13 protein-coding genes and 2 tRNA genes are annotated in these 17,094 nt (G+C 72.1%); 9 read left to right on the forward strand and 6 right to left on the reverse strand.

All coding sequences use genetic code 11. The features are described 5' to 3' along the window. The first annotated feature begins 323 nt into the window (after positions 1-323). On the forward strand, positions 324-953 hold the full coding sequence (locus tag Sm713_RS15375; protein ID WP_212910185.1) for a DsbA family protein: 630 nt from the start codon (positions 324-326) through the stop codon (positions 951-953). A 124-nt stretch (positions 954-1,077) separates the two neighbouring features. Here the strand turns inward: Sm713_RS15375 and Sm713_RS15380 are convergent, their stop codons facing one another. Further along, entirely contained in the window at positions 1,078-2,526 is a 1,449-nt protein-coding gene (locus Sm713_RS15380; RefSeq protein ID WP_212912026.1) for an amino acid permease, read from the reverse strand. A 722-nt stretch (positions 2,527-3,248) separates the two neighbouring features. On the opposite strand from Sm713_RS15380, the gene Sm713_RS15385 reads away from it, so the two are divergent. After that, positions 3,249-3,839, forward strand: a complete 591-nt coding sequence (locus tag Sm713_RS15385) for a biotin transporter BioY (protein ID WP_212910186.1) — start codon at positions 3,249-3,251, stop codon at positions 3,837-3,839. Between the two features lie 76 nt (positions 3,840-3,915). Here Sm713_RS15385 and Sm713_RS15390 read toward each other — a convergent pair whose 3' ends face one another. Together Sm713_RS15390 and Sm713_RS15395 are read right to left on the reverse strand one after the other, a co-directional pair. Beyond that, positions 3,916-5,292, reverse strand: a complete 1,377-nt coding sequence (locus tag Sm713_RS15390) for an FAD-binding oxidoreductase (protein ID WP_212910187.1) — start codon at positions 5,290-5,292, stop codon at positions 3,916-3,918. Between the two features lie 110 nt (positions 5,293-5,402). Continuing rightward, positions 5,403-6,887, reverse strand: coding sequence for an amino acid permease (locus Sm713_RS15395; RefSeq protein ID WP_212910188.1), 1,485 nt, complete (start codon positions 6,885-6,887; stop codon positions 5,403-5,405). A 190-nt stretch (positions 6,888-7,077) separates the two neighbouring features. On the opposite strand from Sm713_RS15395, the gene Sm713_RS15400 reads away from it, so the two are divergent. Further along, complete coding sequence (locus Sm713_RS15400) at positions 7,078-7,566, forward strand: ribose-5-phosphate isomerase (protein ID WP_212910189.1); 489 nt, start codon at positions 7,078-7,080, stop codon at positions 7,564-7,566. A 69-nt stretch (positions 7,567-7,635) separates the two neighbouring features. Further along, positions 7,636-8,457, forward strand: a complete 822-nt coding sequence (locus tag Sm713_RS15405) for an Fpg/Nei family DNA glycosylase (protein WP_212910190.1) — start codon at positions 7,636-7,638, stop codon at positions 8,455-8,457. 205 nt (positions 8,458-8,662) lie between these two features. Here Sm713_RS15405 and Sm713_RS15410 read toward each other — a convergent pair whose 3' ends face one another. Continuing rightward, the gene (locus Sm713_RS15410) at positions 8,663-9,901 is read right to left on the reverse strand and encodes a GNAT family N-acetyltransferase (RefSeq protein WP_212910191.1); all 1,239 of its coding nucleotides are present in this window, start codon (positions 9,899-9,901) and stop codon (positions 8,663-8,665) included. 202 nt (positions 9,902-10,103) lie between these two features. Here Sm713_RS15410 and Sm713_RS15415 point away from each other — a divergent pair, with 202 nt between their 5' ends. After that, on the forward strand, positions 10,104-11,255 hold the full coding sequence (locus Sm713_RS15415) for a PP2C family protein-serine/threonine phosphatase (protein ID WP_212910192.1): 1,152 nt from the start codon (positions 10,104-10,106) through the stop codon (positions 11,253-11,255). 224 nt (positions 11,256-11,479) lie between these two features. On the opposite strand, the gene Sm713_RS15420 is transcribed toward Sm713_RS15415, so the two are convergent. Beyond that, the gene (locus Sm713_RS15420; protein WP_212910193.1) at positions 11,480-12,670 is read right to left on the reverse strand and encodes an acyltransferase family protein; all 1,191 of its coding nucleotides are present in this window, start codon (positions 12,668-12,670) and stop codon (positions 11,480-11,482) included. Positions 12,671-13,389: 719 nt separating this feature from the next. On the opposite strand from Sm713_RS15420, the gene Sm713_RS15425 reads away from it, so the two are divergent. Beyond that, the gene (locus Sm713_RS15425) at positions 13,390-13,584 is read left to right on the forward strand and encodes a hypothetical protein (RefSeq protein WP_212910194.1); all 195 of its coding nucleotides are present in this window, start codon (positions 13,390-13,392) and stop codon (positions 13,582-13,584) included. 253 nt (positions 13,585-13,837) lie between these two features. Here the strand turns inward: Sm713_RS15425 and Sm713_RS15430 are convergent. Continuing rightward, positions 13,838-13,911: transfer RNA gene (locus Sm713_RS15430), tRNA-Gly, on the reverse strand. A 194-nt stretch (positions 13,912-14,105) separates the two neighbouring features. On the opposite strand from Sm713_RS15430, the gene Sm713_RS15435 reads away from it, so the two are divergent. From Sm713_RS15435 to Sm713_RS15445, 3 genes are all read left to right on the forward strand, one after another. Further along, positions 14,106-14,182 (forward strand) — tRNA-Pro (locus Sm713_RS15435). A gap of 257 nt (positions 14,183-14,439) precedes the next feature. Further along, a complete protein-coding gene (gene tig, locus Sm713_RS15440) occupies positions 14,440-15,855 on the forward strand; it encodes a trigger factor (protein WP_212910195.1) in 1,416 nt (471 codons plus the stop codon). A 601-nt stretch (positions 15,856-16,456) separates the two neighbouring features. Continuing rightward, entirely contained in the window at positions 16,457-17,062 is a 606-nt protein-coding gene (locus Sm713_RS15445) for an ATP-dependent Clp protease proteolytic subunit (RefSeq protein ID WP_212912027.1), read from the forward strand. Positions 17,063-17,094: the final 32 nt, after the last annotated feature.

The raw sequence follows: 17,094 nt of genomic DNA on the forward strand, positions 1-17,094 counted from the left end.
ACGCGAAGGGACTCTCGTAGGGCCCTGGGGCTCTTCTGCCCGCCGGCCTGGAACTACACCGGTACCGGCCCACCGGCGCCGGCATGCACGGCCGGGACGCGCACGGGGTTCGGACGGCACCGATCTTGCCACGGACCGCTGACGGGGCACAGCGGGAATGGCGCGGGTGACCTGTGGCGTTGCCGCAGGAGTACCGCCCGTGCGGGACTCCCGTGGTACGGGAGCGGTGCCACGGGCGGTACAACGTGCATGATCAGCCGTACGGTCGTCTGCGCCGGGCGGCGTACGCCCTGCGATGAGCCCATGTTTCATGAGGAGTAAAGATGTCCGAGAAGACTCCCGTCGACTTCTGGTTCGACCCGCTCTGCCCGTGGGCCTGGATGACGTCCCGCTGGGTGCTCGAGGTGGAGAAGGTCCGCGACATCGAGGTCCGCTGGCACGTGATGAGCCTGGCGGTGCTCAACGAACCCAAGCTGGACACCCTCCCCGAGAACTACCGGGAGGGCATGAAGAAGGCGTGGGGCCCGGTGCGCGTGGTGATCGCCGCCCAGGAGCAGCACGGCGACGAGGTGCTGGGCAAGCTGTACACCGCCCTGGGCACGCGCTTCCACAACCGCGGCGAGGGCCCCACCCGGGAGGCCGTCCTGGGGGCCCTTGAGGACGCCGGCCTGCCCGCGTCCCTCGCCGACTACGCCGACTCCGACGAGTACGACGCCCAGCTGCGCGCCTCGCACAAGGTCGGCATCGACAAGGTGGGCCAGGAGGTCGGCACCCCCGTGATCGCGGTACCGGGACCGGAGGGCAAGGAGGTCGCCTTCTTCGGCCCGGTCGTCACCCCGGCGCCCAAGGGCGACGCGGCGGCACAGCTCTGGGACGGCACCCTGATGGTCGCCTCGATCCCCGGCTTCTACGAGATCAAGCGCACCCGCACGGTGGGCCCGATCTTCGAGTGACCCCGGCGCGTGGCGTTGCCCACGCGCGCGTACCGCGTACAAGGGCCCCCGCGGGTCGTCTCCCCGCGGGGGCCTTCGGCTGTCCGCGCCGGGCGCGCCTGGCGCTGCCTGGTGCCGGACCGGCTCAGGTCCCGTCCTGACCGGGCCGGCGGGCGCGCCGCGCGCGGAGCTCCCGGGCCCCGGCGACCGCGAGCAGCACGGCCAGGGCGCCCGTCGACCAGAGCACCTGCGGCCGGGTGGACGGATCGTGCGCCATGAGGCCCAGCACCGCGGCCATCACCACGAGCACCGCCCGGCTGAGCCAGGGGTACGCCCACATCCTGAGCACCAGCCGTTCCGGCGCCTCGCGCTCCAGCAGGCGGCGCAGCCGCAGTTGCGTGGCGGCGATCAGCGCCCAGACGTAGAGCAGCACGGCGCCGGCCGCGTTCAGCAGGTAGAGGAAGACCGTGTCGGGCCACTTCAGATTGAGCACGACCGAGACGAATCCGAACACGACCGAGGCGAACACCGCTCGCCGCGGCACGCCTCCACCGCCTCCACCTCCTCGGCCGCCGGACGGCCCGAGCGCGGGTGCCCGCGCCCCCTCGTGGTCCTCGCCCTCCCCGACGTCCTCGCCCCGCCGCCTTTCGGCCCGCGGCACCCCCTGCGCGACCTTCAGCAGCGCCTTGGGGGCCTCGCCGCGCTCGGCCAGCGAGAAGATCATCCGGGACGAGCCGTACAGGTTGGCGTTGAGCGACGACAGCAGGGCCACGAAGACCACGATGTTCATGATCGTGGCGGCCGAGGGCACCCGCAGCGCGTCGAGAACGGTCACGTAGGGGCTCAGTCCTGCCTTCTGGGCCGTCCACGGCAGCACCGTGACGATGACCAGCATCGAGCCGACGTAGAAGAAGACGATCCGGTACGCCGCGCTGCGCACGGCGCGCGCCACCGACACCGCCGGGTCGTCCGACTCGGCCGCCGCGATGGTGACCACCTCAAGCCCGCCGAAGGCGAAGACGACCGCGAGCACGCCGGACAGCACGCCGTCCCAGCCGCTCGGCAGGAAGCCGCCCCGGGCGCCGGTGAGGTTGTGCAGGCCCACCGCCCGCGTGTCCGGCAGGAGCCCCAGGATCGCCAGCACGCCGAGCAGCAGGAACAGCACGATCGCCGCGACCTTCAGGGCGGCGAACCAGAACTCGAACTCCCCGAAGCTGCGCACCGCGGCCAGATTGCTCACCGTGAAGACCAGCATGAAGGCCCCCACCCAGGCCCACTGCGGAACCCCCGGCAGCCAGCCGTGCGCGATCCCCGCGGCCCCGGTCGCCTCCACGGCGAGCACGACGACCAGCATGAACCAGTACATCCAGCCGGCCGTGAACCCCGCCCACCGGCCGAGGCCGCGCTCCGCGTGCACCGAGAACGACCCCGAGGCGGGCAGCGCCGCCGACATCTCGCCCAGCATCCGCATCACGCAGGTGACGAGCGCCCCCGCCACCAGGTAGGACACCACGATGCCGGGCCCGGCGACCGCGATGCCCGCGCCGGAGCCCACGAAGAGCCCGGCCCCCATCACGCCCCCGAGGCCGAGCATGGTGAGGTGACGCTGCTTCAGGCCCGCGGAGAGCGGTTCGCTCTCGGGGGCCAGCACTCCCGAGGGCGTGCCGCCTGCGCCACCGGGCGCGTATGCGTCGTCGGTCGGCGGTGCGGCTCCGGACGCGCGTGCCCTGCCGGTCACCGGTGCGGCACCGGAGGGCGGTGCGGCACTCGCCGCGGTGGGGCGCGGTTCGCGGCCGGGCGCGGGGATCCCCGGGCGGATCTCCGAGGAGGTGGCGGACGTGGCGGAGGCAGCGGGCCGGGCTGCTCCGGCGGCCTCGTCGGCGGGCCCATCGGGCCGCTCGTGATGCATGGGGCGAGCGCTTTCGATCAGCGGGGACGCGGTCGGCGGTGCCGGGACGACGACGTTAACGGCGCCGTGGCCGCCCGCGGCCGGATGAGCGAGACCCGCGAAAGAAATTGGCGGGACCCCACAGTTCGCTCCAGGCGCCCCGGACCCGCGCCCCCGGCATCCCGGGCCCGCGTTCCCGGCCACCGGGCCGGGTCATGGTGACCAGCATCACGCGTGCGCAGGCGTAGACCGCGTCCTTTGTGTGGAACGTACCAACGGGGTGGCACGCGCTTGTCGGCGGCTGACGGTGATCGGGGCGCGCCGCCTGCGTTAGCGTCACGATGTCCTGGCCTGTCCCGGCCTGTGCTGGCCTGTAGGGGCCTTCCCGCACCGCCTGCAATGTCCCTTCGATCCCGTGGAGCCTCCCGATGAGTACCGCTGCCGTCTCCTCCCGTCCCGGTGTCCTCGCCGACCTGCTGCCCGCGCAGTCCACGGCACGCGCGCGTGTGCGCGACGCCGCCCTCGTCATCGGCGGTGCCGCGCTCACCGGCGCGGCCGCCCAGCTCGCGGTGCCGGTGCCCGGCTCCCCGGTGCCGGTGACCGGCCAGACCTTCGCCGCCCTGCTGGTCGGTACGGCCCTCGGCACGGGCCGCGGCTTCCTCTCGCTCGCCCTGTACGCGCTCGCCGGCGTGGCGGGGATGCCCTGGTTCGCGCAGGGCGGCTCGGGCGCGGGCGGTGCCTCGTTCGGCTACGTGCTCGGCCTGCTGCTCGCGGCCACCGTGACCGGGGCGCTGGCGCGTCGCGGCGGCGACCGCTCCGTGCTGCGCACGGCGGGCACGATGGTGGTCGGCTCCGCGCTCGTCTACGCGGTCGGCGTCCCGTACCTGGCCGCCGTCACGGGCATGTCCGCCGCCCAGGCGATAGCGGCGGGCCTCACCCCGTTCCTCATCGGAGACGCGCTGAAGGCCGCCCTGGCCATGGGCGTCCTGCCCACGGCCTGGCGCTTCCTCAAGCGCTGATCCGCGGCGCCCAAGGCCCCAGCACCAGACGCCGCAGGCTGATCCACGAAGATCCACCGGACACGGCCTCGGGGCATCAGCCTCCGGCGCCCGTCAATCCGTACCCCCTCCGGAACAGACCCGCGGGGTCGTACCGCTCCTTCAGCGCGGCCAGGCGGGCAGCCGTCCCCGGCTCGTAGAGCCCCTCCGGGCGGTCGCCCCCGCCGAACGAGAAGTTCAGCGCGCGCCCGATCGTCCAGGGGGCGAGCAGGCCGAGCGCCTTCTCGGCGTGGGCGCGGGCGCCCTGCCGGCCGGTGGCGTCCAGCACGGACAGCAGCCGCACGAGGAACCGCCCCGCGCGGTGCGGCACCGCGTTCGGCACCGGCGGTGGCGCGGCCAGCGCACCCCCCAGGTGGTTGATCTGGAGGACGCTCATCATGGGCGCGCCGGGGCCGGTCAGCCCGAGCAGCTCGCCGGCCGCCCCCGCGTCGAGCGCGCTGAGCACCGCGCTGTCCCCGTAGTAGGCGTGCGGCGAGTCGGGGTCGTCGTGGATGGTGCGGCTCTGCGCGTACGGCATCTCCCGCAGCGAGTCCGACAGCACGGGACCGAGCGCCCGCAGCGGCGCCACCAGCCGCTCGCCCTCGTCCGCGGAACCCGGGTACGCGATCCGCACCGAGAGCACGTACCGCCCCCGCAGCCCCTCCGGCAGTGCCGGCAGGTCCGGGTAGGGCACCGCGGCGAGCGACGACGTCAGCCCGTCCGGCAGGTTCCGCGTCCACTCCGCGTAGCCGAGCAGCACGTCCCCGGGGTCGACGGCGCCCCCGCCCGAGGCGTCCCCGCAGTCGAACGCCAGCGAGCCGCCGTACAGCCGTGCCACGGGCACCAGCGCGGTCTGAAGCTCCGTCACCACGCCGAAGTCCGCCCCGCCGCCGAGCAGCGCCCAGAACAGCTCCGGGTCGCTCTGGAGCGTGACGTGCCGCGGCCGCCCGTCGGCGGTCACCACGTCCAGGCTCCGCACGTGGTCCGCGGCGTGGCCGAAGGCGCGGCCGAGGATGCCGAGGCCCCCGCCGAGCGTGTAGGAGACGGCGCCGACGCCGGGCGACGAGCCGTTCAGCGGGGCGAGGCCGTGCGCCGCGGCGGCCGCGACGACCTGCCCCGAACGCGCGCCGGCCGCGATCCGCGCGGTGCGGGACACCGGGTCGACGGTCACCGCGTCCATCCGCCGAGTGGTGATCAGCAGCCGGCCCTCGGCGGCGCCGGGCATCCCGTGCCCCGTCGCCTGGACGTCGACCGGCATGCCCCGCTCGGCCGCGTAGGCCACGGCCGCCGTGACGTCGCCGGCCGAGGCCGCCGCGCAGACCAGCGCGGGCCGCTGCGCGAACCCCGTCTGGAAGCCGGCCGTCTCCGATGCGTATCCGTCGTCTCCGGGCCGCAGGACGAGGCGGCCGGGGGCGGCGAGGGACTGCGAGCTCACAAGAGCCTCCTGGGTGCGGTGCTGCGGATGCCGTCGTGCGGCGCCGCAGGGGTGCGGCGGTCCCCTGCGGACCGCACCCGGAGGCTCGCGCTCTAACCTGACACCTTCCGTCAGGTTTTCTCGGAGGTCTCGGTGGCGGGCGCCTCGCCCGCCGCCCGGGGCGTCCCCGCCTGCTTCCGCCGCCACTGGAGGACCAGCGCCGCGGCCACCACGACCACCGCGGCCAGCAGCGACGCCAGCACCTGGTCGCGTCCCGCGTCGTCGGTGAGCATGTAGCCCAGCACGAAGACGATCATCGCGATGGTCGCCCAGGTGAGGTACGGGAACAGCCACATCCGCACGACGAGCCGCTCCGGCGCCTCCCGCAGCACGATCCCGCGCATCCGCAGCTGCGTGCAGCAGATCACCAGCCAGACGAAGAGGGCGACCGCTCCGGAGGAGTTCAGCAGGAACGCGAAGACCGTGTCGGGCCACCGGTAGTTGAAGAACACCGCCAGGAAGCCGAAGACCACGGAGCCGAGGATCGCCGCCCGCGGCACGCCCCGGCCGCTGGTCCTGGCGAACGACCGGGGCGCGTCGCCCCGCCTGCCGAGCGAGAACGCCATCCTGGACGCCGTGTAGAGGCCGGAGTTCAGGCAGGACAGCACGGCGGTGAGCACGATGACGTTCATGACCTCGCCGGCGTGCGCGATGCCGACCGAGTCCAGGGCGGCCACGTAGGAGCCGTCCTTGGTGATGGACGGCGCGTTCCACGGCAGCAGGAGCAGCACGACGAGGATGGAGCCCAGGTAGAACACCGAGATCCGCCAGATCACGCTGTTGGTGGCCTTCGTCACGGCGCGCTGCGGGTTCGCCGACTCGCCGGCCGCCAGGGTGACGATCTCGCTGCCCATGAAGGAGAAGACGACCGTCAGCACGCCGGTGAGGATCGACCCGGGGCCCTTCGGCAGGAAGCCGCCGGAGTCCGTGAGGTGGCCGAAGCCCGCGGCGGGGTTGTCCGAGCCGGGCAGCGCGCCGAACGCGGCGAGCACCCCGACCACGATGAACAGCCCGATCGCGACCACCTTGATCCCGGCGAACCAGAACTCGAACTCGCCGTACGAGCCGACCGAGGCCAGGTTCGACCCGGTGAGCAGCAGCATGACGATCAGCGCCCAGGCCCACTGGGGGACGGCGGGCACCCAGCCGTTCAGGATCACGGCGCCCGCGGTGGCCTCCACCGCCAGCACCACCACCCAGAAGAACCAGTACAGCCAGCCGATGGAGAAGCCCGCCCAGCGCCCGAGCGCCCGGTCGGCGTACTCCGAGAACGAGCCAGAGGACGGCCGGGCCGCCGCCATCTCCCCGAGCATCCGCATCACGAGCACGACCAGCGCGCCGACCAGCGCGTACGACAGCAGGATGGCGGGCCCCGTGGCGGCGATGCCGGCACTGGACCCCACAAACAGGCCGGCGCCGATCACCCCCCCGATGGCGATCATCGAAAGGTGGCGGTTCTTGAGCCCCGCCCGGAGGGCGTCGCCGCCCTCGCCGCCGGGTGCTCCGGGCTCCCCGGGGCCGGGGTCTGCCTGCGCGGGGGATCGCCGCGAGATCATGGGGGGATCCTTCAGGTCATCGGTTCAGAAGCCCACGCATTCAAGCTCACCGTCATACCGTACGGAAGACCCGACTCCTGATCGTTGTACGGCGGGCCTGCCGTTTTCGTGGCGCGGCTCCGGGGCACGACGCACGCGCGCGTATCACCCTGGGACGCCGGTGGCGGATGTTCCGTGACACACTCTGCGCATGCGTGTATACGTCGGCTCCGACCATGCCGGATACGAACTGAAGGGCCACCTCGTGCAGTGGCTCAAGGCCCAGGGGCACGAGCCCGTCGACTGCGGCCCGCACGTCTACGACGCCTCCGACGACTACCCTCCGTTCTGCCTGCGCGCCGCCGAGGGTGCGGCCGGCGACCCCGGGTCGCTGGGCATCGTGATCGGCGGCTCCGGCAACGGCGAGCAGATCGCCGCGAACAAGGTGAAGGGGGTCCGCGCGGCCCTCGCGTGGAACGAGCAGACGGCGGCGCTCGGCCGCGAGCACAACGACGCCAACGTCGTGGCGATCGGCTCCCGCATGCACGGCACGGACGAGGCCCTGAAGTTCGTCGAGATCTTCCTGAACACCCCGTACTCGGGCGACGAGCGGCACGCCCGCCGCATCGCCATGCTCGCGGCGTACGAGGACACGGGCGAGCTGCCGCCCATCCCGGCGCACCACCCGCAGCAGCCGTAGCGCCCGGCTGGGCGCGGCGGCCCGGCGCCAGGGGCGCACCCCACACACCGCAGACGAAGGAGGCCGGTCGTGCCCGAGGGGCACACGATCCACCGGCTGGCGGCCGAACACCGCGGGCGCTTCCAGGACAGGACCGTCGCGGTGAGCAGTCCCCAGGGGAAGTTCTCCGACGCGGCCGCCCTGCTCGACGGCACCGTGCTGACCGGCGCCGAGGCGCACGGCAAGCACCTCTTCCTGGGGTTCGGAGCGGCCGGGTGGGTCCACGTCCACCTGGGCCTGTTCGGCAAGTACGGCTTCGGGACGCCCCCCGCGCCGCCGCCCGCCGACACGGTGCGGCTCAGGCTGGCGGGCCGGGACGCCTACGCGGACCTGCGCGGACCGACGACGTGCGCGCTGATCGCGGACGGCGAGAAGGACGCGGTGCACGAGCGCCTCGGCCCCGACCCGCTGCGCACCCAGGACGTCGAGGGGGACGGCGCCGAGCGCGCCCACCGCAGGATCTCCCGCAGCCGCACCAGCATCGCGGCGCTGCTGCTGGACCAGAAGGTGATCGCGGGCGTCGGCAACGTCTACCGCGCGGAGGTCCTCTTCCGCCACGGCATCGACCCCTACCGCGCCGGACGGGACATCACCCGCACCGAGTGGGACGCGATATGGGCCGACCTGGTCGACCTGATGCGCGACGGCGTGCGCACCAACCGCATCGACACCGTCCGCCCCGCACACACCCCGGAGGCCATGGGCCGCCCGCCCCGCGTCGACGACCACGGCGGCGAGGTGTACGTGTACCGCAGGGCCAACCAGCCCTGTCACCTCTGCGGCGGCGAGATCCGCACCGCCGATCTCGCCGCCCGCAACCTCTTCTGGTGCCCCACCTGCCAGCCCCACTGAGCCCAACGACACGGACGGCGCGCAGCGCCGCGTATGGGGGCGCGGGGAACGGCGCGAGCAACCATTCACTGGCGGTGGGTCGCGACGAGTGCGCAGGGGGCTGGGCGCGGCGTGACGGCGCGCAGCGCCGCGTGTAGGGGCGCGGGGAACTGCGCAAACACCCGCACCTGCACCCGCCCCCCACCCCCCGGCCGCAAACCGCCACTCAGAACCCGTGCGGCAACCACGCCGCAACATCCCACCCGAACGCGGCGGAAGCCTCCCCCACCGCCCCGGAACGCAGTTCCCGAACCCACCCGGCCCCCGCCATCACCGCAAGGCTCCGCCCGCCCAGGAACGCCGCCCCCAGCTCCCGCACGGAAAGCGAGAGATCCGCCGCGTCCCGGGTCCGCTCGCACACGGCCGCCTTCCCGGGATCGGCGGTCAGCCGCCAACGCCCCTCGTTCCACGGGCAGAACGCGTCGGACACGTCCAGGACGACATCCACGGCGGTGCGGTACGTGCGCGCCTGGAGCGCCCCCGCGACGTCCACCAGGCGTGCGTGCAGCCCGTCGCGCACCCGCATCCCGCACCGCCGGATGTCGCTCACCAGGTGGAGTACGGGGTCGTCCACGGGCCTGTTGTGCGCCTTCACCGTCGACGTCAGGTCGATCGACGCCAGGAAGCGCCACAGCGCGGCGTACCCGGCCGGGTCGAGCGCTTCCACGTCCCGGAGGTGGACGGTGCCCCGCGGCCCGCGGGCGTCCCACTCCGACTTGTTGTGGTAGCGGGCGTACCCCACGACCTCGCCGTCCCGCTCGGCCAGCACGCACTGCAGCGGTGACGCCCCCTGCCGCTCGCTCACCGGGTCCAGCAGGGGGAGCCGGGCCCAGCCGGAGCCCGTCCCCCGCGCCAGGAACCCCGGCCGGCGGCTCACCACCCGCGCGTACACGGCCTCGCACGCCGCGACGGCGTCGGCGGGCCGGGCGAACCGCAGCCGCACGTCGTCGGTGCCCGGGGGACCGCTCACCTCCACCCGGCCGGTGTCGATCTCCAGGCTCCCCTGAAGGGTGCCGATGCCGTACCCGAACCGGCCGTAGATGGCCGGCTCCGACGCCGTCAGCACGGACAGCGACTCGCCGCGGGCACGGACGTCGTCGAGCTGCCGGCGCATCAGCGCCGTGAGCAGCCCCCGCCGCCGGTGCGTGGCCGCCACGCTCACCATCGTGACGCCCGCGGCCGGCACCACCGCGCCGCCCGGCACCGAGATCCGGAACGAGAAGGCCCCCGCCGTGCCGACCCACTCGCCGCCGTCGCGGATGCCCAGGGAGCGGTCGCACTCGGTGAGGTCGTTCCACAGCGCGCGCTCCTCCGCGGCCTCCCCCGACCCTCCGAACGCCCGCTCCAGCGACGCGTACCAGGCGTCCCAGTCGGCCGGGTCGAGTACTCGCACATCTGTCGTCATGGGGGCATCCCTACCAGGCGGCCCGAACGGGAGCGAGGGATTTGTGTCCCGGCAGCCGGCCGGACGCCGGGCGGCGGGCGCCCCGGGCCCGTCGCGCGACCGACCGGAGGGTTGCGGGCGCCCGTCGGACAGGAGTCCACCGGGGGACAACCGGAACCTCCCGTGCGAAGAGTGGGCATCGCTGGATAGGGTCCAACGAGCGATGGCGACACGACGTGCGGCAGCGGACACGTTCTCCGCCCGGATGAAGAGGCAACTCCACCGGGTGCGCATCGGCCTGCGCAAATCCGGGGTCGACTACTTCAGAGGCGACGGCTCGGACTGGATCGCGCTCGCCGGCCTGCTGCTGACCGTGCCGCTGATCGCCGGCGGCACGGTGGTGAACAGCGTCTGGATCTCGCCCGCCCTCCTGGTGCTGCCCATCGTCGCGGGCGGGCTGCTGCTGCGGCCCGCGAGCCTGCTGGGGCTGTACGCGGGGGCGGCCACCGCCCTCATCGTGGAGTCCATAGCCCTCGGCCCGTACACCCAGGGTCCGTCCCGGGTGACGCCGGGCGTGGTGCTCGCGGTCGCCGCATGCGGGTTCTTCGGGCTGCTCATCGCGCAGTTCCGCAGCCGTGTGGGCGTGCCCTGGCGGCGCGGCGGCACCATGCTCTTCGACCTCAGGGAACGCATCCGGGTGCAGAGCAAGCTGCCGGCGCTGCCGCCGGACTGGCACCGCGAGATGGCGCTGCGGCCGGCCGGCGGGCAGTCGTTCTCCGGTGACTTCGTGGTGGCGGCGCGCACGAACGGCGGGCGCACCCTGGAGGTCGTCCTCACGGATGTCTCCGGCAAGGGCATGGACGCGGGCTCCCGCGCGCTGCTGCTCTCCGGCGCCTTCGGCGGCCTGCTCGGCTCGCTGCCCCCGCACGCGTTCCTGCCCGCCGCCAACGGCTACCTGATCCGGCAGGACTGGGACGAGGGCTTCGCGACCTCCATCCACCTGGTGCTCGACCTGGAGTCGGGCGACTACGAGCTCTTCTCCGCAGGCCATCCGCCTGGGCTCCAGCTCAGCGCCGGCAGCGGCCGGTGGGAGGAGAAGGCCGCCGAGGGTCCCCTGCTGGGCGTGTACGACGGGGCGCAGTTCGACCCGATCAAGGGCACGCTGCGCCCCGGCGACGTTCTCATGCTGTTCACGGACGGTCTGGTGGAGACCTCGGACCGTGACCTCACCGAGGGCCTGGACCGCCTGACCGGTGAGGCCGACCGCTATGTGGCGGGGGGCTTCCACGGCGCGGCCTGGCACCTCATCGAGGCGGTCGCGAAGGACGTCAACGACGACCGCGCGCTGCTGCTGATCTGCCGGGAGACCGGCTAGCCGCGGGTGGCCCGGGAGACCCGCCGGCCGCGTGCCGCCGACCGGGAGACCGGCTGGCCACGCGCCGCCTGCCGGGAGATCGGCCGGCCGCGGATCGGCCCGCGCGCCAGGCATACCGCCCGCGCGACAGGCAAAGGGCCCGGGCCCGCGTAGGCGGGCTCCGGGCCCCGCAACCGCCAGGTCGTGACCGTCATAACCATCAGGCCATGACGGTCGCCATCAGGTCAGGCGCGCGTTCCGCTGCGCTCTCTGGCCGCCTGCGCCGGATCCTGCTTGAAGGCCCACTTCATGTCGGGTTCCATCACGAACCGGAAGATCCGCCGCACGGGCGCGGTGCACAGCACCGTCACGAGGACCGCCGCGATCACCGTCACCAGGATCTCCCCGGCGGGCTTGTGCAGGATCGGGAAGTCGTCGTACCAGCCGTAGAAGCCCGCGGCCTTCACGACGAAGCCGTGCAGCAGGTAGCCGTAGAGGGTGCCCGCGCCCAGCGTGGTGAACCACATCTTCCGGCCCGGCACCCAGGCGAAGAAGCAGGCGGTGAGGACCAGCGAGCAGCCGAAGAGCGCGAGGGTCATCACGATCCCGACCCACCAGGGCATGCCGAGCTCCTGGGCGGCGTCGCGGTGGAAGAACCAGGACGAGTTCATCCGCGTGGCCGCCCAGTACGCGAAGACGCCCGCGAAGAGGAAGACGGGCACCGCGGCGATCCGCACCGACCTGCGCCGCACCAGCTGGAAGTGCTCGGGTTTCAGGGTGAGGCCCAGCACGAAGAAGGGCAGGAACTGCAGCACGCGCTGGAGGTCGAGGTCGTCACCGATGTCGGGGGAGATCGCCCCCAGCACGGCGATGGCCAGCGCGACGGGCAGCGGCCAGCGGATCATCTTCCAGATCGGGGTGGTCATGCGCCAGATGAACAGCGCGATCAGGAACCACGTCAGGAACCAGGGGTCGAGGAGGCTGATCTCCTGCGACGGGTCGTGGTCCGCCCAGCGCTTGAACAGCGAGTAGGCGATCTCGAAGACCACGTAGGGGACGAGGACGCCGGTCACCAGTCGCCGCAGGCGGTCGGGACGCATGTCGAAGCTGCGCGAGAAGTAGCCGGAGATGATGATGAACGCCGGCATGTGGAACGTGTACACCAGCATGTAGAGGGCGGTCGCGGCCCGGCTGCTGTCCCGCAGCGGCTCCCAGGCGTGGCCCATGGCCACCAGGACGATCGCCAGGTACTTGGCGTTGTCGAAGAACGCGTCGCGCTGCTTGGCCGGTCTGCCGGCCGTGGAGGACGCCGACGCGGTCCCGGCCTGCGCGGGACGGCCGGAGTCATCGGAGCGCGGAGTCGGTACGCCGCCTGGCCCCTGCTGTTCCTGAGGGAGCGGTGCCGGCTGCCGGCCGAAGGGATGCAGCGAGTTCATCGCGGGACCTCCCACCGGGAACTCGGCCATTCGGGCCCTGGAACCTGTGGACTCACTGTGTAAGAGGAGGTGGCGGCGTCGAACATCTGACGGAGTTTAGCCCCGCTCATGTGATTCCGTAAAACCCCGTATCCGAATACGGGTTAATGCCGGCCGCGCCTCCGGCATTCAATGATCTCGCTTCGACGGCCGGCGCCCGCTGCCGGACAACACCCCGGAACCGACCATTCCACCCCTCGTGATACGTCCCGGTTGGTGGCGTTTGATCGGTACATTACGCCCAAAACACCCCATGCCGTGATGCTGGATTCACTGGAGTCCCAACTCGCGCCCGGGAATTCAGGGCGCCGTTCTCCGAGTACGCCCGTGGGGCGCGAGATGCGCCGCCGCTCGCGCCGCCGTGCGAGATGTGCCGCGCGTCTCACGGCGTACGGCTCGGCCGAATTCGGTGATCATCCCCGTGCGGTTCGCGGGGAATGAGCGGCCCGCATGCGAATGTGACGCACCCCACTTGAATTGGCCGACGAGCGCCGGTCGTTCGCGTCGTTCGGGGCGGCGGGGCGCGGTCGTGCCGCGGACACTCCTCGTACACGCGGCCGACGTTCCGTCACCCGCTGCATACCCCGGCCCTGTTGGTGGCACGATGGTTCTGGCGGGGGAGTGCGGGGCTGTACCCCCCGGGCCGGGAAAGTTGACCGACCGAGGGTGTGTGATCAGTTGTGGCCATTTCGCTGTCCGTAGTCCTTCTGTGTGCGATCGTCCTCGTCGTCCTCATACGCGGTGGATCGCTGAAGCCAGGCCCCGCCGTGATCGCCGTGCTCTTCGGCTTCTTCCTGGCCTCCACGGGCATGGCGCCGGACATCAACCGCTTCCTGAACTCGATAGCCGACACCATCAGCTCGATCAAATTCTGACCTCGGCCAGGTCGCCGGCCGCTCCGAAGTGCCTGCCGTGCCACGCCCGGCGGCGGTTCGGGCACGGGCAGGCACCGGCCGAACATGGCAACGGCCCGTCCGGCGGGGATCCGCCGGACGGGCCGCGAGCCGTGCGGCGAGGCCGAAGAGTGCCGGAAAGGGAGCCGGAGTCGGAGCAGGGGTGAGGGGCCGGAGCCGGAATCGACTGAGGGCCAGGCTGGAGGACGAACCTCCGACCTGGCCCTGACATGTGTGGAGCGGGCGACGGGAATCGAACCCGCGTAGCTAGTTTGGAAGACTAGGGCTCTACCATTGAGCTACGCCCGCACGGCCTGCCCCGCCCGACGCTGCACGTCAGCGGAACCGCACGCAGAGCATCCTAGCGGGTCGGCCGTGCCGGACGCACACCCCGGCCGTCCCCCTCACGCGCACTCAGGCGCCTCCTGCGCCCCCTGTGACCCCGCACCGAGCAATACGGCAGCCGCACTGCCTGCGGGCATGTACCCTACGTGTCGCACCGACGGGGTGTGGCGCAGCTTGGTAGCGCGTCCGCTTTGGGAGCGGAAGGCCGTGGGTTCAAATCCCGCCACCCCGACCAGCACCCTCACAGTCGCCCCCGGGTGCCCCGGGGGCGCCACGGGGGGCGTGATCACGTTGTGGGTCCCCTACGGCGCGCGGTTACTATGCAAGCTGCACGTCTGTGTGTCTGCGTCGCTCTCATGGCTGCCTCAGGACAGCGGGGCAGTGCAGGACTTCCTCCCAGGGACGTCCGAGCAGAACAGGGCGTGCCGCCGGGGCCGCGCAGCAGCGCGTCCCGTGCAGAAACCCAGATGTCAGCCACAAGGAGACCGAACCGTGAAGAGCGCCGTGGAGACCCTGAACCCGACCCGGGTTCGGCTCACTGTCGAGGTGCCCTTCGAGGAGCTCAAGCCCAGCCTCGACGCGGCGTACAAGAAGATCAACCAGCAGGTCACGGTGAAGGGCTTCCGCAAGGGCAAGATCCCGGCCCGGATCATCGACCAGCGGTTCGGTCGCGGCGCCGTCCTGGAAGAGGCCGTCAACGAGGCGCTCCCGAAGTTCTACACCGACGCGGTCAACGAGGGTGACCTGAAGGTCCTCGGTCAGCCCGAGGTCGACATCAAGGAGCTCAAGGACGGCGAGCTGCTGTCCTTCACCGCCGAGGTCGACATCCGGCCCGCGATCGAGATCCCCGACTACTCGGGCATCGAGGTCGAGGTCGACACCATCGAGGTCAGCGACGAGGACGTCGACAAGGCGGTCGAGGAGCTGCGCGAGCGCTTCGCGTCCACCTCGCCCGTCGAGCGCCCCGCCGAGGACGGCGACGTCGTCACCATCGACCTGGAGGCCAGGGTCGAGGGCGAGGTGCTGGAGGACGGCGTGGCGTCCGGCGTGACGTACACGATCGGCTCCGGAGAGCTGCTGGACGGCATCGACGAGGCCGTGACGGGCCTGGAGGCCGGTGGCGAGGCCACCTTCACCTCCGAGCTGAAGGGCGGCTCGGCGTCCGGCAAGGAGGCCGAGGTCACCGTCAAGGTCACCCAGGTGGCCAGCCGGGAGCTCCCCGAGCTCGACGACGACTTCGCCCAGCTCGCGTCCGAGTTCGACACGCTCGACGAGATGCGCGAGGACAGCCGCAAGCGCCTGCTGAACACCAAGGAGTACGACCAGGCCACGCAGGCCCAGGAGCGGGTGCTCGACAAGCTCCTCGACCTGGTCGAGGTCCCCGTCCCCGAGAAGCTCCTCGAGGACGAGATCGAGACCCGCAGGCACAACCTGGAGCACCACCAGCTCGCCCAGATGGGCCTCGACCTCCCCAGGTACCTGGAGATCCAGGGCAAGAGCGAGGAGGAGTTCGACACCGAGACCAAGGAAGCCGCGGTCAAGGGGATCAAGACCCAGTTCGTCCTGGACGAGCTGGTCGCCGTGGAGAAGCTCAACGTCAGCCAGGACGAGCTGACCGAGCACCTCATGCGGCGTGCGGCGTCCTCCGGCATGACCCCCGACCAGTTCGCCCAGGCGGTCGTCGAGGGCAACCAGGTGCCGATGCTGGTGGGCGAGGTCGCCCGCGGCAAGGCACTCGCTGTGGTCGTCCAGGCGGCGACGGTCAAGGACACGAACGGCGAGATCGTCGACCTCTCCGACGAGGAGGATGCCGCCGAAGGCGGCGAGGAGCCGACGGATGCCGCCGAGGCCGGGGCCGCCGAAGGCGGCGCGGAGGCGACCGAGGCCGACCAGAAGCCCGAGGCCTGAGACCCGGTCCAGGCGCGCCCCGGAAGGGGCGCGGGGCCGTAACACTGTGCGGCCACGGGCCCAGCCCCTTGAGGTCCCATGCTGCACCGTCGGCCGGTGGTACTTGATCGCGCAGTTCCCCGCGCCCCTGATCGGGGCGCAGCCCCGCCCAATAGGGGCGCGGGGAACTGCGCGATCAGCCACGAGGTGCCCGCAGTCGGCCACTGGCCCAGCCCCTTGCGGCCTCGTGCCCGGCCACCGGCCGGAGGGGGCTGGTCGCGCAGTTCTCCGCGCCCCTGAGGACCCGTGGTGCGGAAAGCGGATACTCGCCGGTAACTCAGACCTCGGGCGGACAGCCAAGCCCCGGTCACGCCGAGCCACACGTCCAGGCCAACACGGGCACCGGCCAGGCCAGGTGCCGGCCGTACCTGCGCTGACAGCGAACAGTTCCCAGACCGGGATGGCACCCGCCTGCCTGCGCGTTAGGGTCCATGAATACGAGGGCAGGGGAGTCTGCGCAGCCGCCCCAGGCGGCGACGTGACGGAGGCCCAGGCCCAGGAGAAGACGTGAGACGGCCCGGCGCCGTCGTCAAGACGAGCAGGTGGATACGTGACGAATCTGATGCCTTCCGCCGCCGGCGAGCCTTCCATCGGTGGTGGCCTCGGCGACCAGGTCTACAACCGGCTGCTCAATGAGCGGATCATCTTCCTCGGCCAGCCGGTGGACGACGAGATCGCGAACAAGATCACCGCACAGCTGCTGCTCCTCGCCGCAGACCCGGAAAAAGACATCTTCCTGTACATCAACAGCCCCGGTGGCTCGATCACGGCCGGCATGGCGATCTACGACACCATGCAGTACATCAAGAACGACGTGGTCACCATCGCCATGGGCATGGCGGCTTCCATGGGACAGTTCCTGCTGAGCGCGGGCACCCCGGGCAAGCGGTTCGCCCTGCCGAACGCGGAGATCCTCATTCACCAGCCGTCCGCGGGTCTCGCGGGCTCCGCGTCCGACATCAAGATCCACGCAGAGCGGCTGCTGCACACCAAGAAGCGGATGGCGGAGCTCACCTCGCAGCACACCGGCCAGTCGGTGGAGCAGATCATCCGCGACTCCGACCGCGACCGCTGGTTCGACCCGATCGAGGCCAAGGAGTACGGCCTCATCGACGACATCATGCCCACGGCCGCCGGTATGCCGGGCGGCGGCGGCACCGGGGCCTGAGAGCCCCGTGAAGCCCCGTAGCCGACCGTCTC

The organism is Streptomyces sp. TS71-3, from assembly GCF_018327685.1.
In the GTDB taxonomy this organism is placed as follows: Bacteria; Actinomycetota; Actinomycetes; order Streptomycetales; family Streptomycetaceae; genus Streptomyces.

What these genes read in the sequence shown, in the direction of transcription:
- Sm713_RS15420 (WP_212910193.1), bottom strand. Translation starts at nt 12,670, where the DNA reads ATGAACTCGCTGCATCCCTTCGGCCGGCAGCCGGCACCGCTCCCTCAG.
- Sm713_RS15380 (WP_212912026.1), bottom strand. Translation starts at nt 2,526, where the DNA reads ATGCTCGGCCTCGGGGGCGTGATGGGGGCCGGGCTCTTCGTGGGCTCC.
- Sm713_RS15445 (WP_212912027.1), top strand. Translation starts at nt 16,457, where the DNA reads ATGCCTTCCGCCGCCGGCGAGCCTTCCATCGGTGGTGGCCTCGGCGAC.
- Sm713_RS15415 (WP_212910192.1), top strand. Translation starts at nt 10,104, where the DNA reads ATGGCGACACGACGTGCGGCAGCGGACACGTTCTCCGCCCGGATGAAG.
- Sm713_RS15410 (WP_212910191.1), bottom strand. Translation starts at nt 9,901, where the DNA reads ATGACGACAGATGTGCGAGTACTCGACCCGGCCGACTGGGACGCCTGG.
- Sm713_RS15375 (WP_212910185.1), top strand. Translation starts at nt 324, where the DNA reads ATGTCCGAGAAGACTCCCGTCGACTTCTGGTTCGACCCGCTCTGCCCG.
- Sm713_RS15385 (WP_212910186.1), top strand. Translation starts at nt 3,249, where the DNA reads ATGAGTACCGCTGCCGTCTCCTCCCGTCCCGGTGTCCTCGCCGACCTG.
- Sm713_RS15400 (WP_212910189.1), top strand. Translation starts at nt 7,078, where the DNA reads ATGCGTGTATACGTCGGCTCCGACCATGCCGGATACGAACTGAAGGGC.
- Sm713_RS15395 (WP_212910188.1), bottom strand. Translation starts at nt 6,887, where the DNA reads ATGATCTCGCGGCGATCCCCCGCGCAGGCAGACCCCGGCCCCGGGGAG.